15 protein-coding genes and 2 tRNA genes are annotated in these 17,937 nt (G+C 47.5%); 15 read left to right on the plus strand and 2 right to left on the minus strand.

The window, feature by feature from the left end; genetic code table 11:
* Window positions 1-19 precede the first annotated feature (19 nt).
* Window positions 20-664: an HU family DNA-binding protein gene (locus tag DW039_RS10300; RefSeq protein ID WP_118931034.1), complete on the minus strand. Its 645-nt coding sequence runs from the start codon at window positions 662-664 to the stop codon at window positions 20-22.
* A gap of 641 nt (window positions 665-1,305) precedes the next feature.
* Between DW039_RS10300 and carB the strand changes: the two genes are divergently transcribed.
* From carB to tsf, 12 genes are all read left to right on the plus strand, one after another.
* Complete coding sequence (gene carB, locus DW039_RS10315) at window positions 1,306-4,533, plus strand: carbamoyl-phosphate synthase (glutamine-hydrolyzing) large subunit (RefSeq protein ID WP_005833447.1); 3,228 nt, start codon at window positions 1,306-1,308, stop codon at window positions 4,531-4,533.
* Window positions 4,534-4,661: 128 nt separating this feature from the next.
* Window positions 4,662-5,222: a sugar O-acetyltransferase gene (locus tag DW039_RS10320; RefSeq protein ID WP_044467352.1), complete on the plus strand. Its 561-nt coding sequence runs from the start codon at window positions 4,662-4,664 to the stop codon at window positions 5,220-5,222.
* Window positions 5,223-5,352: 130 nt separating this feature from the next.
* A tRNA-Val gene (locus DW039_RS10325) sits at window positions 5,353-5,427 on the plus strand.
* 31 nt (window positions 5,428-5,458) lie between these two features.
* Window positions 5,459-5,533, plus strand: a tRNA-Val gene (locus DW039_RS10330).
* A 157-nt stretch (window positions 5,534-5,690) separates the two neighbouring features.
* The gene (gene purB / locus DW039_RS10335; RefSeq protein WP_005829591.1) at window positions 5,691-7,037 is read left to right on the plus strand and encodes an adenylosuccinate lyase; all 1,347 of its coding nucleotides are present in this window, start codon (window positions 5,691-5,693) and stop codon (window positions 7,035-7,037) included.
* A gap of 136 nt (window positions 7,038-7,173) precedes the next feature.
* Entirely contained in the window at window positions 7,174-8,658 is a 1,485-nt protein-coding gene (locus DW039_RS10340) for a pseudouridine synthase (protein ID WP_008664272.1), read from the plus strand.
* Between the two features lie 27 nt (window positions 8,659-8,685).
* Window positions 8,686-10,089 carry an asparagine--tRNA ligase gene (asnS, locus tag DW039_RS10345; RefSeq protein ID WP_005829597.1) on the plus strand — a complete coding sequence of 468 codons (1,404 nt, stop codon included), beginning with the start codon at window positions 8,686-8,688 and terminating at the stop codon, window positions 10,087-10,089.
* A gap of 151 nt (window positions 10,090-10,240) precedes the next feature.
* A complete protein-coding gene (locus DW039_RS10350; RefSeq protein WP_117703915.1) occupies window positions 10,241-10,732 on the plus strand; it encodes a DUF4488 domain-containing protein in 492 nt (163 codons plus the stop codon).
* A 338-nt stretch (window positions 10,733-11,070) separates the two neighbouring features.
* Window positions 11,071-11,532 (plus strand): 50S ribosomal protein L13, encoded by a 462-nt coding sequence (rplM, locus tag DW039_RS10355; protein ID WP_005829602.1) that lies wholly within the window; start codon window positions 11,071-11,073, stop codon window positions 11,530-11,532.
* A gap of 6 nt (window positions 11,533-11,538) precedes the next feature.
* Window positions 11,539-11,925, plus strand: coding sequence for a 30S ribosomal protein S9 (gene rpsI / locus DW039_RS10360; protein WP_005829603.1), 387 nt, complete (start codon window positions 11,539-11,541; stop codon window positions 11,923-11,925).
* Window positions 11,926-12,097: 172 nt separating this feature from the next.
* The gene (gene rpsB / locus DW039_RS10365) at window positions 12,098-12,931 is read left to right on the plus strand and encodes a 30S ribosomal protein S2 (protein WP_005829604.1); all 834 of its coding nucleotides are present in this window, start codon (window positions 12,098-12,100) and stop codon (window positions 12,929-12,931) included.
* A 122-nt stretch (window positions 12,932-13,053) separates the two neighbouring features.
* On the plus strand, window positions 13,054-14,046 hold the full coding sequence (gene tsf / locus DW039_RS10370) for a translation elongation factor Ts (RefSeq protein ID WP_120381915.1): 993 nt from the start codon (window positions 13,054-13,056) through the stop codon (window positions 14,044-14,046).
* Between the two features lie 107 nt (window positions 14,047-14,153).
* Here the strand turns inward: tsf and DW039_RS10375 are convergent, their stop codons facing one another.
* A complete protein-coding gene (locus tag DW039_RS10375) occupies window positions 14,154-14,501 on the minus strand; it encodes a translation initiation factor (protein ID WP_005833443.1) in 348 nt (115 codons plus the stop codon).
* Window positions 14,502-14,651: 150 nt separating this feature from the next.
* Between DW039_RS10375 and DW039_RS10380 the strand changes: the two genes are divergently transcribed.
* From DW039_RS10380 to DW039_RS10390, 3 genes are all read left to right on the plus strand, one after another.
* A complete protein-coding gene (locus tag DW039_RS10380; protein WP_120381916.1) occupies window positions 14,652-15,308 on the plus strand; it encodes a redox-sensing transcriptional repressor Rex in 657 nt (218 codons plus the stop codon).
* Window positions 15,308-15,925 carry a fumarylacetoacetate hydrolase family protein gene (locus tag DW039_RS10385; RefSeq protein ID WP_016274429.1) on the plus strand — a complete coding sequence of 206 codons (618 nt, stop codon included), beginning with the start codon at window positions 15,308-15,310 and terminating at the stop codon, window positions 15,923-15,925. Before DW039_RS10380 ends, DW039_RS10385 begins: the two co-directional genes overlap by 1 nt.
* Before the next feature lie 184 nt (window positions 15,926-16,109).
* Window positions 16,110-17,729 (plus strand): DUF6377 domain-containing protein, encoded by a 1,620-nt coding sequence (locus DW039_RS10390; protein ID WP_117703916.1) that lies wholly within the window; start codon window positions 16,110-16,112, stop codon window positions 17,727-17,729.
* Window positions 17,730-17,937 lie beyond the last annotated feature (208 nt).

Genomic DNA, 17,937 nt, shown 5'->3' on the forward strand with positions numbered 1-17,937 from the left:
ACCTATAATTATCGAAACCTCAAGGGATGACGCTTTCTTTCCTTTTCACGTATACCTTATGGCTTCCGATGCCGCTTGTATCGATTCCGCTGCCGGGAGTATGTGCCCATTTGCGCAGTTCCACGGTGGCGGTGGAGCGGACGAGTCCGGTCAGTTGCCGGTAGATGCTGACAGTAAGGAAGGCATGCTTGTCCAGATACTGATGCGCCAGAGCCAGACGTTGTTCGGGAGTGTATTTCTTCGACGAACGTGCGGGTTTCCAGGAGGCACGTTCCAGTTCGCACCAATGGTTGGTTTCTCTAATCAAGGCCTTGTCTGTGCGGAAGTTCACGCCACTTACGTAGATGCTCCGCGCGTTTCGCTTCGTGGTGCTTTCTTGGGGCTGTTCGCGTTCCTTGTCGGGGTAGATGGACAGTGCGGGGGTGAATACGCCCAATCCTTCTATCTTCACCGAGCGTCCCATTCCCATTTCGTGGGCCAGGGCTTCGCCCAGCTCGCAGATAATTCCTTCGGTTACGCCTTTCGAGAATCCCGAGGTCATGGCGATGTATTCCGCCAGTTCGCGCGTGCTGGTCTGTCCGGTCATCACCATCTTGGGGTAGGTGATCGGTTCGCCCGTGCCTTGCAAGTCGGGCATTTCTTTCATTTGGTAGCGTGTGGTCATTGTTGCGTTCTCCTTTCTTTTCTTTCCTTCGTTGCAAAGTCCTTTTCCCTGCGGAGCAAAGTTCTTTTGGTGGCGGAGAAATCTTAGAATAAAGCCTTTATTCCAAGGAATAGAAATTTTATTTTTAAGAATAAAGGCTTTGTTTGTAGAAACAGAATCCTTGTTCTATTTTTGTATAGGCACAAAGGTAAGTTTCCGTGGCGAGAAAAGCAAGTTTTGGTGGGGAGAATCTTCATATTTATCCGCAAATGCCTTTACTGAGATATAGTCTTTCTTTTTTATATGGAATCGCATTTTACGGAAAAAGATTTCGGTTGTGGGCGGCGGTTGCTCTTCTATTATGGGAGATGACGTTTCTTTTATGCAAAAAAACATGCCACAATTTGCTCTTTTCGTAAATAAGTCGTTACTTTGCACAAATTTTAAAGAGACTATGCAATCGCAGGAAATGAGAAGCAAATATAACCTCCGTTCGAATGAATTTCATTCGGGAGCCGTCAGTTTCTCTTTTTTCGAGAAAGATATTTTTAGTTCTTTGGTAATGCGTTAATCCTTTATTGGGTGACGCATTTTTTTTGTGAAATAGCTGCAACTCGTAGTGCGTAGCTTGTAACTCGTAACTTAATAGACAACAAGAGAATATGGAAAAGAATTTAAAGAAAGTGCTTGTCTTGGGTTCTGGTGCGCTCAAGATTGGTCAGGCCGGAGAGTTTGACTATTCCGGTTCGCAGGCGCTGAAGGCGTTGCGCGAAGAAGGTATCGGTTCTGTTTTGGTAAACCCGAACATTGCTACTATCCAGACATCGGAAGGTATCGCCGATCAAGTTTATTTCTTGCCGGTGACTCCCTATTTTGTGGAAGAAATCATCAAGAAAGAACGTCCCGACGGCATTTTGCTGGCATTCGGCGGACAGACGGCGCTGAACTGCGGTACGGAACTCTATCAGAACGGAATTCTTCAGAAATATGGCGTGCGCGTGCTGGGTACTTCCGTTGAGGCGATTATGTACACCGAAGACCGTGACCTCTTTGTGAAGAAGCTGGACGAGATTCCGATGAAGACTCCGAAGAGCCACGCTGTGGAGAGCATGGAGGACGCACTGAAGGCAGCCCGCGAGATTGGCTACCCCGTGATGGTGCGCTCGGCTTATGCTCTGGGCGGACTGGGAAGCGGTATTTGTCCGGACGAGGAAGCCTTCATTAAATTGGCCGAAAGCTCTTTCACTTTCTCCAAGCAGATTCTGGTAGAAGAGTCTCTGAAGGGTTGGAAGGAAATTGAATTCGAGGTAATCCGCGATGCCAACGACCACTGCTTCACGGTGGCAAGCATGGAAAACTTCGACCCGCTGGGTATTCATACGGGTGAGTCCATCGTAGTGGCTCCCACTTGCTCATTGACCGACGAGCAGGTGAAAATGTTGCAGGAGCTCTCCACCAAATGTATCCGCCACCTGGGCATCGTGGGCGAATGTAACATCCAGTATGCCTTCAATGCCGAGACAAACGACTATCGTGTCATCGAGGTGAACGCCCGTCTGTCCCGTTCTTCCGCATTGGCTTCCAAAGCTACCGGTTATCCGCTGGCATTTGTGGCTGCCAAGATTGCGTTGGGCTATACGCTCGACCAAATCGGCGAGATGGGAACTCCCAACTCGGCATACGCAGCTCCGCAGCTTGACTACCTGATTTGCAAGATTCCGCGTTGGGACTTGACGAAGTTCGTAGGTGTCAGCCGCGAAATCGGCTCCAGCATGAAGTCGGTAGGCGAAATCATGTCTATCGGACGTTCCTTTGAAGAAATTATCCAGAAGGGCTTGCGTATGATTGGTCAGGGAATGCACGGATTCGTGGGCAATGAGGGAGTGGAGTTCGATGACTTGGATTACGAACTGTCACATCCCACCGACCTGCGCGTCTTTGCCATTGCCGAGGCTCTGGAAAAGGGATATGCCATCGACCGCATCTTTGAGCTGACCAAGATTGACCCCTGGTTCTTGGGCAAGCTGAAGAACATCGTAGACTACAAGCAGAAACTTTCTCAATATAATAAGGTAGAAGATATCCCCGCCGACGTGCTGCGCGAAGCAAAAGTGCTTGGCTTCTCCGACTTCCAGATTGCCCGCTTCGTGCTGAATCCGCAAGGCAATATGGAGAAGGAAAACCTTGCCGTACGCGCCCGTCGTAAGGAGCTGGGCATCCTGCCCGCCGTGAAGCGCATCAATACGGTGGCCTCCGAACATCCGGAACTGACGAACTACCTCTACATGACGTACGCCGTTCAAGGTTACGATGTGAACTATTACAAGAATGAAAAATCAGTGGTTGTACTTGGTTCGGGCGCTTACCGCATCGGTTCGTCCGTAGAGTTTGACTGGTGCTCGGTGAACGCCATCCAGACGGCTCGCAAGCTGGGCTACAAGTCCATCATGATTAACTATAATCCCGAAACTGTTTCTACGGACTACGACATGTGCGACCGTCTGTACTTCGACGAACTCTCTTTCGAGCGCGTACTCGACGTTATCGACTTGGAGCAGCCGCGCGGTGTCATCGTCTCAGTGGGTGGACAGATTCCGAACAACCTGGCTATGAAGCTTCACCGCCAGTCAGTTCCCGTGTTGGGTACTTCCCCCATCTCCATCGACCGTGCCGAAAACCGTAACAAGTTCTCTGCCATGCTCGACCAGCTGGGCATCGACCAACCGGCTTGGCAGGAACTCACCAGCCTGGAAGATGTGAAAGGCTTTGTAGAGAAGGTGGGCTATCCGGTACTGGTGCGTCCGTCTTACGTACTCTCCGGTGCTGCGATGAATGTATGCTACGATGAAGAAGAACTGGAAAACTTCTTGAAGATGGCTGCTGAGGTATCTAAGGAATATCCGGTGGTGGTATCCCAGTTCTTGCAGAACACCAAGGAAATCGAGTTCGACGCTGTTGCCCAAAACGGTGAAGTGGTGGAATACGCCATCTCCGAGCACGTAGAGTTTGCCGGTGTACACTCCGGTGACGCTACGCTGGTATTCCCGGCACAGAAGATTTACTTTGCAACGGCACGCCGCATCAAGAAAATCAGCCGCCAGATTGCGAAGGAACTCAATATTTCCGGTCCTTTCAATATCCAGTTCCTGGCACGCAACAACGAGGTGAAGGTTATCGAGTGTAACCTCCGTGCATCGCGCAGCTTCCCGTTCGTATCCAAGGTGCTGAAGCGTAACTTCATCGAGACTGCTACCCGCATCATGCTGGACGCTCCCTATACACAACCGGACAAGTCGGCATTCGACATCGACCGTATCGGTGTGAAGGCAAGCCAGTTCTCCTTCTCCCGTCTGCACAAGGCAGACCCGGTATTGGGTGTGGACATGTCGTCTACGGGCGAGGTAGGCTGTATTGGCGACGACTTCTCCGAAGCATTGCTGAATGCCATGATTGCTACCGGATTCAGAATCCCCCGTCCCGAGAAGGGCGTGATGTTCTCCTCCGGAGCCATGAAGTCCAAGGTGGATTTGCTGGATGCCAGCCGCATGCTCTTTGCCAAAGGCTATAAGATTTATGCTACGGCAGGTACAGCCGCTTTCCTCAACGCCCATGGCGTGACGACGGAAGCCGTTTACTGGCCGGATGAACGCCCGGATGCGGAAAACAACGTGATGACGATGATTGCCGACCATGCCTTCGACCTGATTGTCAACATTCCGAAGAACCATACGAAACGCGAGCTGACCAATGGCTACAAGATTCGTCGCGGTGCCATCGACCACAACATTCCGTTGATTACCAATGCCCGCCTGGCAAGTGCCTTTATCGAGGCATTCTGTGAAATGAAGCTGGAAGATATCCAGATTAAGAGCTGGCAGGAGTACAAATAAATTGTTTGCTCTGTAAACGATTGCAGGAGCGGAAAGCCGAAAGGTTTTCCGCTCTTTTGGTATACTGCGTTTATTTCCGTATTTTTGTTCGGGGCTGAGTCTCTGTATGAATCAAAAGAAGAAATAATATGAATGAAGTGGAAAAAATGCGTAGCTCCCAGTTGGCGGATATGTCCGTTCCGGAGATACAGGTGAAGTTCGAGCATGCCAAGCGCTTGCTGGCAAAAATGCGTGTGATGAGTACTTACGATGAGGATTACCGGAGTTTGCTGGAGGAACTGGTGCCAGGTATTCCCGCTACTTCCATCATCTGCCCGCCCTTCCATTGCGACCACGGGGATGGGATCCGGCTGGGTGAGCATGTCTTTGTCAATGCCAATTGCACTTTCCTGGACGGGGGATATATCACGATTGGTGCCCATACGTTGGTCGGTCCATGCGTACAGATATACACTCCCCATCATCCGATGGATTATATCGAGCGTCGTACGGAAAAGGAATATGCCTATCCGGTGACGATAGGAGAGGATTGCTGGATTGGCGGCGGTGCCATTCTGTGCCCGGGCGTCACCATCGGCGACCGTTGTATCATCGGTGCGGGTAGTGTGGTGACGAAAGATATTCCATCCGATAGCATAGCCGTTGGTAATCCGGCAAAGGTCATCCGGAAAAATGAGGCAAAAAAGTGAACGTACTAAATGCTTGAGAAACAGAGCGTGTCGCTAAATGACTAAAAAAATATCGAAAAATATTATGCAAAAGTTTTGGTAATGTCAAAATAAGCTGTACCTTTGCATCGCTTTTGAAACGGAAGTGTACGGGCGTTTAGCTCAGCTGGTTCAGAGCATCTGCCTTACAAGCAGAGGGTCGGCGGTTCGAATCCGTCAACGCCCACACAAAATCCAAGCACTTTCGTTCATCAAAAGGGCGTTTAGCTCAGCTGGTTCAGAGCATCTGCCTTACAAGCAGAGGGTCGGCGGTTCGAATCCGTCAACGCCCACTGGAAATTTTCATTCGAAGGTGGTCTTGCAAGTGATTGTAAGGCCATTTTTTTATCCATTAACTTCCTTTTCTTAAAATCTTTATTCTTTATGTCTTGTTACTCAGAAAAAAGCAGTAATTTTGCAGTCCGATAATTATCATCATAAATACGACGTATGAAACTTGATTTACTTACCGCAATCTCTCCGATTGACGGTCGATACAGAGGCAAAACGGATGTTTTGGCTGCCTATTTTTCAGAATTTGCACTGATTAAATACCGTGTACAAGTTGAAATAGAATACTTTATCACGCTGTGTGAGCTGCCTTTGCCGCAACTGAAAGGGGTGGATAAGGGCGTTTTCGAAACCTTGAGAAACATTTACCGTAACTTTTCCGAAGCCGACGCGCAACGCATTAAGGACATTGAGAGCGTGACGAACCATGATGTGAAGGCTGTGGAGTATTTCTTGAAAGAAGAGTTTGACAAGTTGGGTGGTATGGACGACTATAAGGAGTTCATCCATTTTGGCCTGACTTCACAAGATATCAACAATACGTCTGTTCCTTTGTCTGTAAAGGAGGCGTTGGAGCAGGTGTACTATCCTCAAATAGAGGAACTGATAGCGCAGCTCCGTGCTTATGCGGAAGAGTGGGCCGCTATCCCCATGCTTGCCAAGACACACGGACAACCGGCTTCGCCTACCCGTTTGGGCAAGGAGGTAATGGTGTTTGTCTACCGTCTGGAACGCCAGTTGGCAACGCTGAAGGCTTGTCCGGTGACAGCAAAGTTCGGTGGCGCTACGGGTAATTACAATGCCCATCATGTGGCTTATCCGGAATATGACTGGAAGGCATTCGGCAATAAGTTCGTTTCCGAAAAGCTTGGCTTGGAACGCGAGGAGTATACTACCCAGATATCCAATTACGATAATCTGTCTGCCATCTTTGATGCCATGAAGCGCATCAATACGGTGATGATTGATATGAACCGTGACTTCTGGCAATATATCTCTATGGAATATTTCAAGCAGAAGATTAAAGCCGGTGAGGTGGGCTCCAGCGCGATGCCGCACAAGGTGAACCCGATTGACTTTGAAAATGCGGAAGGAAACCTGGGCATGGCGAATGCTATTCTTGAGCACTTGGCGGTAAAACTGCCGGTTTCCCGTTTGCAGCGTGACTTGACGGACTCTACCGTGCTCCGCAATGTGGGTATGCCGTTCGGGCATATCATTATTGCCATACAAAGTTCTTTGAAGGGTTTGCGTAAGTTGCTGTTGAACGAACCGGCCATCTACCGTGACCTGGACAATTGCTGGAGCGTGGTGGCCGAGGCTATCCAGACCATTCTGCGCCGCGAGGCCTATCCGCATCCTTATGAAGCGTTGAAAGCGTTGACCCGTACCAATCAGGCCATTACGGAAGCGTCTATCAAGGAATTTATAGAGGGACTGAATGTAAGTGAAGAGATAAAGAAAGAATTGCGGGTGATTACCCCCCATACTTATACGGGAATTTAAGCAACCACAGAAGTGTACCGGAGGAATTTCAACTTTTTACTCCGGCAATTGTTATAGAAACATATAAAATTCAAGGTATAATAGAGACAATGAATGGCCGTGAGGCCAAGGTTTAATTTTATTCGAATAAAAAACAATGAGTACAGAAAACGAAACTTGGCGTGATGCTTCTTCCGCAGAGGAGAACTCAGGTGCCGGCCGCGATGGTAACCAATTTAACAAGGAAGGTGGCTACAGCCGTCCGTCTTACAACCGTGATAATGGCGACCGTCCTTATCGCCCCAGATTTAACAGTGAAAACGGGGACCGCCCGCAGCGTCCTTATAACAGTGACCGCCCTTATCGCCCGCGCTTTAATCCTGGTGCGGACAATGGTGACCGTCCGCAGCGTCCTCGTTACAATAACGATAATGGCGACCGTCCCTATCGTCCGCGCTATAACAGCGAAGGCGGCGACCGTCCGCAACGCCCTTATGGAAACAATTCGGGTGACCGTCCTTACCGTCCGCGCTATAACAGCGAAGGTGGCGACCGTCCGCAACGCCCTTATAATAGTGACCGTCCGCAGCGCCCGCGTTATGGCAATGAGGGTGGTGACCGTCCGCAACGTCCTTATAACGGCGACCGCTCCTACAACAGCGACCGTTCTTATAATACGGACCGTCCCTATCGTCCGCGCTACAACAGCGAAGATGGCGACCGTCCGCAGCGTCCTCGCTACAATAATGAGGGTGGTGACCGTCCTTATCGTCCACGCTTCAATTCGGGTGGTGGAAGACCTGGCGGATACGGCAACAGAGACAGCTATAGCCGTCCAGTCCGTCGTTCGGCCGATTATGACCCCAATGCTAAGTACAGCAAGAAGAAACAGATAGAATATAAGGAGCAGTTTGTGGACCCGAACGAGCCTATCCGCTTGAACAAATTCCTGGCCAATGCCGGTGTTTGCTCCCGTCGCGAGGCTGATGAATTCATCACTGCCGGAGTCGTTTCTGTAAACGGAGAGGTGGTGACGGAATTGGGAACCAAGATTAAGCGTGGCGATGAAGTGAAGTTCCACGACCAGACGGTCAGCATCGAACGTAAGATTTACGTCCTGCTGAACAAGCCGAAAGATACAGTGACTACTTCGGATGATCCCCAGGCACGTCGCACGGTGATGGATTTGGTGAAGGGCGCATGCGACGAACGTATTTATCCGGTAGGTCGTCTGGACCGCAATACTACAGGTGTATTGCTGCTGACAAACGATGGTGACCTGGCTTCCAAGCTGACGCATCCCAAGTATCTGAAGAAGAAGATATATCATGTGCATTTGGACAAGAACCTGACAAAAGCCGATATGGAGCAGATTGCAGCCGGTATTCAACTGGATGACGGGGAAATCCATGCAGATGCCATCAGCTATACGGATGACTTCAAGAAAGATGATGTCGGTATTGAAATCCACTCCGGCAAGAATCGTATCGTGCGTCGTATCTTCGAATCGCTGGGATACAAGGTGATGAAACTGGACCGTGTGTATTTTGCCGGTTTAACCAAGAAAGGCCTGCGCCGCGGCGAATGGCGTTACCTCACGGAACAAGAGGTGAACTTCCTGCGCATGGGTTCTTTTGAGTAATATATAATAAGGTATAATAACTGTTTTATGGAAAAGATTAGTAGAACAAAGATTGTTGACCTGTTGAAGCGTGAAGATTTTGGCGCTATGGTCAACGTGAAGGGCTGGGTTCGTACCCGCAGAGGTAGTAAGCAAGTAAACTTTATCGCGCTGAATGACGGTTCTACAATAAATAATGTGCAGATTGTAGTAGACTTGGGTAACTTCGATGAGGAGATGCTGAAAGAGATTACTACCGGTGCTTGTTTGAGCGTAAACGGTGTGCTGACGGAATCTGTCGGTTCCGGTCAGAAGGCCGAAGTGCAGGCCCGCGAAATCGAAGTGCTGGGAACTTGCGATAACACGTATCCGTTGCAGAAGAAAGGTCATTCCATGGAGTTCCTCCGTGAGATAGCCCATCTGCGTCCCCGTACCAATACGTTCGGGGCTGTGTTCCGTATTCGTCATAATATGGCGATTGCCATCCACAAGTTCTTCCATGACAGAGGATTCTTCTATTTTCATACTCCGATTATCACGGCTTCCGACTGCGAAGGCGCAGGCCAGATGTTCCAGGTGACTACGAAGAACCTTTACGACTTGAAGAAAGATGAGAACGGTTCCATTATTTACGATGATGACTTCTTCGGAAAGCAGGCCAGCCTGACTGTTTCCGGACAGTTGGAAGGCGAACTTGCCGCTACTGCATTGGGAGCCATCTATACATTCGGTCCTACGTTCCGTGCCGAGAATTCCAATACTCCCCGCCACTTGGCAGAGTTCTGGATGATTGAGCCGGAAGTGGCGTTCAATGATATTACGGACAATATGGACCTGGCGGAAGATTTCATCAAATATTGTGTACAGTGGGCTTTGGACAACTGTGCCGACGATGTGAAGTTCCTCAATGACATGTTTGATAAGGGCTTGATTGAACGTCTGCAAGGTGTCTTGAAAGAAAGCTTCGTGCGCCTGCCTTATACGGAAGGTATCAAGATATTGGAAGAGGCTGTTGCCAAAGGGCATAAGTTTGAATTCCCGGTGTACTGGGGAGTTGACTTGGCTTCCGAACACGAGCGCTATCTGGTGGAAGACCACTTCAAGCGTCCGGTTATCCTGACTGACTATCCGAAGGAAATCAAAGCGTTCTATATGAAGCAGAACGAAGACGGCAAGACCGTGCGTGCCATGGATGTACTCTTCCCGAAGATTGGAGAAATCATTGGCGGTTCCGAACGTGAATCGGATTACAACAAGCTGATGACGCGCATTGACGAACTTCACATCCCGATGAAGGATATGTGGTGGTATCTCGATACCCGTAAGTTCGGTACATGTCCCCACTCCGGGTTCGGTTTAGGCTTTGAGCGCTTGCTGCTGTTCGTTACGGGCATGACGAATATTCGTGATGTCATACCGTTCCCGCGTACGCCGCGCAACGCCGAGTTCTAGGTTTCGGAATATACAAACTGGATAAAATCATCCGCACAAACATTCTGTTGTTTGTGCGGTTTTTTTATACCCAAAAATGTTATAATCTCAAAATAAATCTTTATATTTGTGTCTAGCGGAACGACATAACGTTAACCAACATCATACGAATATGAAACGGAACTATTTCTTTACCATGCTGGCAGCGGTGCTGCTTGCGGTAGCGGGAGCCAATGCGCAGGAGAGCGCAGAGTTTAGGCCTGCGGAACTGGCAGGAATTTGGCAGTTATGTCATTATGTGTCCGAAATCCCGGATGTTCCCGGGATATTGAAACCGAGTAATACCTTTAAAGTGCTGAGTGATGACGGCCGCATTGTCAACTTTACAATTATTCCAGGCAAGGATGCCATCATCACGGGGTATGGGACTTATCAGCAGCTGACGGATAGTTCCTATAAGGAAAGTATTGAGAAAAACATCCATCTGCCCATGTTGGACCACAAAGACAATATACTGGAGTTTGAAATAGGGGACGACGGGGTAATGTACCTGAAGTATTTTATAGCTAAGGACTTGAATGGGAATGAACTGAATACATGGTTCCATGAAACATGGAAGCGGGTGGGCATGCCCGCGAAATTCCCCGAGGACCTTGTTCGTTGATATTTCTTTCTCTTTCCCGTTTCTTTCTCAATGCAGCTTTGAAGGTCTTCTATGACGGCATTGGCCGATGAAGGCCGCATCATAAAGAGTTGTTCTAGCGGAGATTCTTTCGTTTCTCCGCAGGATAACTTTGTCTGTTGTATATCAGCCAAGTGGCTCTCTAAAAAAAAGTGGAAAACTTTTGCCAGTTCTAAGAAAAACCGTACCTTTGCAAGCCGATTATTATCTCAAAAGGATAAGCATTTAATTCATAGCGAGTTAATCTTCCATTGTCCGGGATGACTGGCTTGCGGTGAAGAAAAACATTTTAGTAGTAACATTTTAAAAAACAATTAAGAGTGGATACTTTAAGTTACAAGACCATTTCTGCAAACAAAGCTACAGTGACTAAAGAATGGGTCATTGTTGACGCTACAGACCAGGTATTGGGTCGTCTGGGCGCAAAAGTTGCGAAACTGTTGAGAGGAAAGTATAAACCTAACTTTACCCCTCACGTAGATTGTGGCGATAATGTAATCATTATCAACGCCGACAAAGTAAAATTAACCGGTAACAAGTGGAATGACAAGGTATATCTGTCATATACAGGTTATCCCGGCGGCCAGAGAGAAATCACTCCTGCCCGTTTGCAGGCAAAACCGAACGGTGATGACAAGTTACTGAGAAAAGTAGTAAAGGGTATGTTGCCTAAGAACAAGTTGGGCGCAAAATTGCTGGGCAATATGTATGTATATGCCGGCAGCGAGCACAAACACGATGCTCAGAACCCGAAAATGATTGATATTAACGTACTTAAATAAGAGATAATGGAAGTAGTAAATGCATTAGGCAGACGTAAAAGTGCAATTGCACGTATTTTCGTAAGCGAAGGTACTGGAAAGATTACTATTAATAAGAGAGACCTCGCAGAGTACTTTCCATCAAGCATTCTTCAGTATGTAGTTAAACAGCCGTTGAATAAGCTGGGTGTTGCTGAAAAGTACGACATCAAAGTTAATCTCTGCGGTGGCGGTTTCACCGGCCAGTCTCAGGCTTTGCGTTTGGCAATTGCCCGCGCACTGGTGAAAATCAATGCTGAGGACAAGGCTGCTCTCCGTTCTGAAGGTTTCATGACTCGTGATCCTCGTTCTGTTGAACGTAAGAAACCGGGACAACCGAAAGCACGTCGTAGATTCCAGTTCAGTAAACGTTAAGAGTTGGAGAACGGTTGGGGCGGACAAGTTGCTTAATTCTCGACTTTCACCTCTCAACTCTCAACTGAAAAAGCGTTTAGTATCTAAACTACCGGGACTCTTCAGATTCAGACTACCCGGCGGTTGGTTTAGAAGAAACAAAAAAGAAAGTAAACGATTAATTTAAAAGAAAATGTCTAGAACAAATTTTGATACATTATTGGAAGCCGGTTGCCACTTCGGTCACTTGAAAAGAAAGTGGAACCCTGCAATGGCTCCTTACATCTTCATGGAGCGCAATGGTATTCACATCATTGACCTCAACAAGACGGTTGCTAAAATTGACGAAGCTGCTGAAGCTTTGAAGCAAATCGCTAAATCAGGAAAGAAAGTCCTGTTTGTTGCTACTAAAAAACAAGCTAAGCAGGTGGTTGCCGATAAGGCTGCATCTGTAAATATGCCTTATGTAATCGAGCGTTGGCCGGGTGGTATGTTGACTAACTTCCCGACTATCCGTAAGGCTGTCAAGAAGATGGCTACCATCGACAAGTTGACAAGCGACGGTACCTATTCAAACCTCTCCAAGAGAGAAATTCTTCAGATTTCACGTCAACGTGCAAAGTTGGACAAGACTTTGGGCTCTATCGCTGACCTGACTCGTCTGCCGTCTGCTCTGTTCGTTATCGACGTAATGAAGGAAAACATCGCAGTTCGTGAAGCTAACCGTCTGGGGATTCCCGTATTCGGTATCGTTGATACAAACTCCGATCCTACGAATATCGATTTCGTAATCCCGGCAAATGATGACGCTACTAAGTCAGTAGAAGTTATTCTTGATGCTTGCTGCGCTGCTATGCAGGAAGGTCTGGAAGAACGTAAGGCCGAAAAGGTAGACATGGAAGCTGCCGGTGAAGCTCCTGCCAACAAAGGTAAGAAGAAAGCTACAAAAGCAAGACTCGACAAGTCCGACGAGGAAGCAATCAATGCCGCTAAGGCTGCTGCTTTCATGAAGGAAGAAGAGGCTTAATCATACTGTTGAGAGTTGAGAATTGAAAGTTGAGAGTTACTTTACGGCAATTCTCAATTCTCTATTCTCAACTCTCAATTACTTTATAAGGATATTATTAACAATTAAAATAAAAAGATATTATGGCTGTAAGTATGGCTGATATAACCAAGCTCCGCAAGATGACCGGTGCTGGTATGATGGATTGCAAAAATGCTTTGACTGAAGCTGAAGGCGATTTCGACAAGGCAATGGAAATTATCCGTAAGAAGGGACAAGCTGTTGCAGCTAAGCGTTCAGATCGCGAGGCTTCTGAAGGCTGTGTGCTGGCTAAGACTACGGGTGACTTTGCCGTTATCATCGCTCTGAAGTGCGAAACTGACTTCGTGGCTCAGAATGCTGATTTCGTGAAATTGACTCAGGACATTCTGGACCTTGCCGTGGCTAACAAGTGCAAGACTCTGGACGAAGTAAAAGCTCTGCCGATGGGCAACGGTACTGTACAGGATGCTGTAACAGACCGTAGCGGTATCACTGGCGAGAAGATGGAGTTGGATGGTTACATGACTGTAGAAGGTGCAAGCACTGTGGTTTATAACCACATGAACAGAAATGGCCTCTGCACTATTGTTGCTTTCAACAAGGCTGTTGAAGAAGGACTGGCTAAGCAGATTGCCATGCAGATTGCTGCCATGAACCCGATTGCAGTAGACGAAGATGGCGTATCTGAAGAAATCAAGCAGAAGGAAATAGATGTTGCTATCGAGAAGACAAAAGCTGAACAGGTACAGAAGGCTGTTGAGGCCGCTTTGAAGAAGGCTGGTATCAACCCGGCTCACGTGGACAGCGAAGACCACATGGAAAGCAACATGGCCAAAGGCTGGATTACTGCTGAAGACGTGGCAAAGGCAAAGGAAATCATTGCTACTGTTTCTGCCGAGAAAGCTGCACATCTGCCTGAACAAATGATTCAGAATATTGCTAAGGGCCGTCTTGGCAAGTTCTTGAAAGAAGTTTGCTTGCTGAACCAGGAAGACATCATGGACGGCAAGAAGACAGTTAGAGAAATCTTGAAAGAAGCTGATCCTGAATTGAAGGTTGTTGACTTCAAACGTTTTACTTTGCGCGCTGAATAATTCCGCTTAGAAACGATTCTATAAAAAGAAGTGGCCGTATATGGAGTTGAATTCCTAAACGGTCACTTTTTTATGCCTCTACAGTTGCAGTGAGACGGATGATGCGTTTATCCCACGGGCTTGGTTTGCGTGTATCCTTCTGCCTTCAGGAGGTCGATGACACGTTGTTTGAAGTCGCCTTGCACGATGATTTCTCCATCTTTGGCACTTCCGCCTACTCCACATTTACTTTTCAGCAATTTGCCCAGTTCTTTCAGATTATTGTCGGTGCCCACGAAACCGGTGACAAGAGTGACGACTTTGCCACCCCGGTTCTTGCGGTCCAGCTGTACACGCAGGCGTTGTTGTGCAGGGGGGAGGGTAGCTTGCTCCTCATCGTCATTCATCTCATAGTTGTAGTCCGGGTTGGTGGAATAGACTATATTCAACCGTTCTTTCCAATCATTATTCTTCATACTTCTTTCTTTTAAACTTCCCAAAAGTACGATATTATGTGGAATTATGCAATTAGAAATTATGTTAAGCTTTTGTTGCATCCGTGTTACTGATTAGAAAAAAAGCACTACTTTTGCCAATCGCAATATTGAGAACTTAAATAAGAAACTATGAGCAGTCCGTTACAGAAAAAAGAAACCATGAAGGTGCCGGAACCTACCTTGCGCCGGCTTCCGTGGTACCTTTCCAATGTAAAGTTGCTGAAACAAAAGGGGGAACGATTCGTATCATCCACCCAGATTTCCAAGGAAATCAATATTGATGCTTCACAAATTGCCAAAGACCTTTCGTATGTCAATATCTCGGGACGTACGCGTGTAGGCTATGAGGTGGACACACTGATAGCTGTGCTGGAGGATTTCCTGGGATTTACCAATATACACAAAGCCTTTCTGTTCGGTGTCGGAAGCTTGGGAGGTGCCTTGCTGCGCGACTCGGGTCTGAACCATTTCGGTTTGGAGATAGTAGCTGCTTTCGATGTGAAGCCCGAACTGGTGGGTACGACACTGAGCGGCATCCCCATCTATCATTCGGACGAGTTCAAGCAGAAGATGCAGGAGTACGATGTCAATATAGGCGTGCTGACGGTACCTATCGAAATAGCCCAGCAGATAACGGATTCCATGGTAGAGGGCGGTATCAAGGCCGTATGGAACTTTACCCCGTTCCGTATCCGTGTTCCCGAGAACATTGTCGTGCAGAACACTTCCCTTTATGCCCATCTGGCCGTGATGTTTAACAGACTGAACTTTAATGAGATCAAGTAATGAAGATTATTGCTGTAGGAATGAACTATGCTCTGCACAACAAGGAGCTGGGACATACACATGAGAATAAGGAACCGGTTATTTTTTTGAAACCCGATTCGGCTATACTGAAAGATGGCAAACCTTTCTTTATCCCCGACTTTTCCAACGAAGTGCATTATGAGACGGAAGTGGTGGTGCGCATCTGCCGTTTGGGCAAGAATATTGCTCCCCGCTTTGCCCATCGCTATTACGATGCGGTGACGGTGGGCATCGACTTCACGGCACGCGACTTGCAACGTAAGTTCCGTGAGGCGGGTAATCCGTGGGAGCTTTGCAAAGGGTTCGACAATTCGGCAGCTATCGGCACCTTTGTCCCTTTGGAACAAGTGGGCGGCAATGTACAGAATTTGGACTTCCATTTGACGATTGATGATAAGGAGGTGCAACGCGGTCATACATCGGATATGCTTTTTCAGGTAGATGAAATCATTGCTTATGTCAGCCGCTTCATGACCTTGAAAATCGGTGACTTGCTGTTCACGGGTACCCCTGTGGGAGTAGGTCCCGTCAGCATCGGACAGCACTTGCAGGGCTATCTTGGGGAAGAGAAAGTACTCGACTTCAATATCCGCTGAGCGGCATTCGGGATTTTTGTCCGTAAACCTCTATGTTAGCTTACTAAACTTCTGCTTTATAAAGCTAAAGTACCCCTTTACTAATTTCGTCCAAACATCTTTTGTCCAAAGAACTTTGTAATCAACGGGTAAATGTTTACTTTTGTGATGTAATCTTGAACTATAGACAGAGAAACCGTACTGCATGAAACGTTTGTTTGCCATCCTTTTCGCTTTGTTTTGCACTATGCCTTTATTCTGCCAAGATAGAGAGGTGGATTCATTGCTTCGGGTGCTTGATGCATCTGTGCAGGGGCGTGAACGATATACACTGGAACGTCAGTCTCAAATCAATGCCTTGCAGTGCCAGCTGAAGGCTACCCGTTCCGATGCGGAATTACTGGAAATCTACCAGGAGTTGTTCGGCAAATACAGCGCCTACCGCATGGACTCTGCCTTGTGGGCAGCAAATCGTTGCGTGGAAGTAGCCCAGCGTATGCCCGTAGCATCGCATCTCTACTCTGCCCGTATGCGTGTGGCAGAGGTGATGATTGGTACAGGAATGTATAAGGAAGGACTGGAAATTTTGGAAGACATTCCCCAGGAGGAACTGGGTGCGATAGATATGTTCTACTACTATAATCTTTATCATAAAGTGTACACGCTGATGGCATCCTATGCTTTTTCAGAAGAATTGCAGGCGTCATACTCCCGGCTGGCATATCAGTACAAAGACTCCATTCTGCGTGTGAAGCGTCCCGATTCGCAAGGCTATCAACTGACTTTGGGCGACAAACTACTGTATGAGGGTAAGTATGACGAAGCCATAGGTGTTTTGGAGGGTTGCTATGATATCCATAGCCAGAAGGACTTCAGCCTTGCCATTCCTTCTGTTGCATTGGCAAGCGTTTATGGTGCCAAAGGAGACCACAAGCAGGAAAAGAAATATCTTACCATCTCGGCAATAGCCGACGTGCAAAGCGGAACAAAGGAATACATTTCGCTTTGGAAACTTGCCAACCTGCTCTATGGCGAGGGCGACATAGAACGTGCGTATACCTATATGGAATGCTCCATGCAAGATGCTACCTTCTGTAATGCTCGCTACCGTACGATGGAGATTTCGGGGATGTTGCCCGTCATCAACTCCACCTACGAGGCCAAGTTGCATGAGGAAAAAGAACAGCTGGTCACCTTATTTATATGGATATCCATCCTGGCGGCAGTATTGCTGGTGGCCTTGGTCTATATTTATCATCAGATGAAGCGCCTTTCCCTTGCCAGAAAGACCATGGATGACATGAACAAGGAATTGAAGCACATCAACGGTGACTTGCAGGAACTGAATGCTCGGTTGCAGGAGTCGAACCGTGTGAAGGAGGAGTACATCGGCTACGTCTTCAACATGTGTTCCGTCTATATAGACAAGCAGGAAGAATTCCGCAAGATGCTGGCAAGGAAAGTGAAGGCCGGGCAGCTGGACGACCTGGTGAAAACCATCCACTCCACCACCTTTGTCACCGGCGAGTTGAAAGAATTCTTCCATACGTTCGACAGCGTCTTCCTGAAACTCTATCCTAAGTTTGTGAACGACTTTAATAACCTTTTGCAGGAGAACGAGCGCATCTATCCTAAAGAGGACGAACTGCTGACTCCGGAACTCCGTGTGTTTGCCTTGATTCGGTTGGGAATTTCAGATAGCGGAAAGATTGCCACCTTCCTGCATTACTCTTCGCAGACCGTATATAATTACCGCTTGAAAGTGCGGAGCAAATCCTTTCTTTCTAAAGAAGATTTCCTGAATATGGTGCAGAAAATAGGGTAAAACTCCTCCTATGCCCTTTATGTGAATCTACTTTCTTACTTTCTGCTGATTTTCACAATATGCTGTTTTTTAATGTTTTATAGATAAAGCTAATCTGCTTGCGTCTACTTTAAGCTTCTACTCGCCTTTTTCGCGGGACAGTTAATCATATACCTTTGCAACATCGACAAAAGATTAAAGTTAACTGTAGTTTTTTGATAAGTATTAG

It is taken from the genome of Bacteroides sp. AF39-16AC (assembly GCF_003602735.1).
GTDB classification, from domain to species: domain Bacteria; phylum Bacteroidota; class Bacteroidia; order Bacteroidales; family Bacteroidaceae; genus Bacteroides; species Bacteroides uniformis.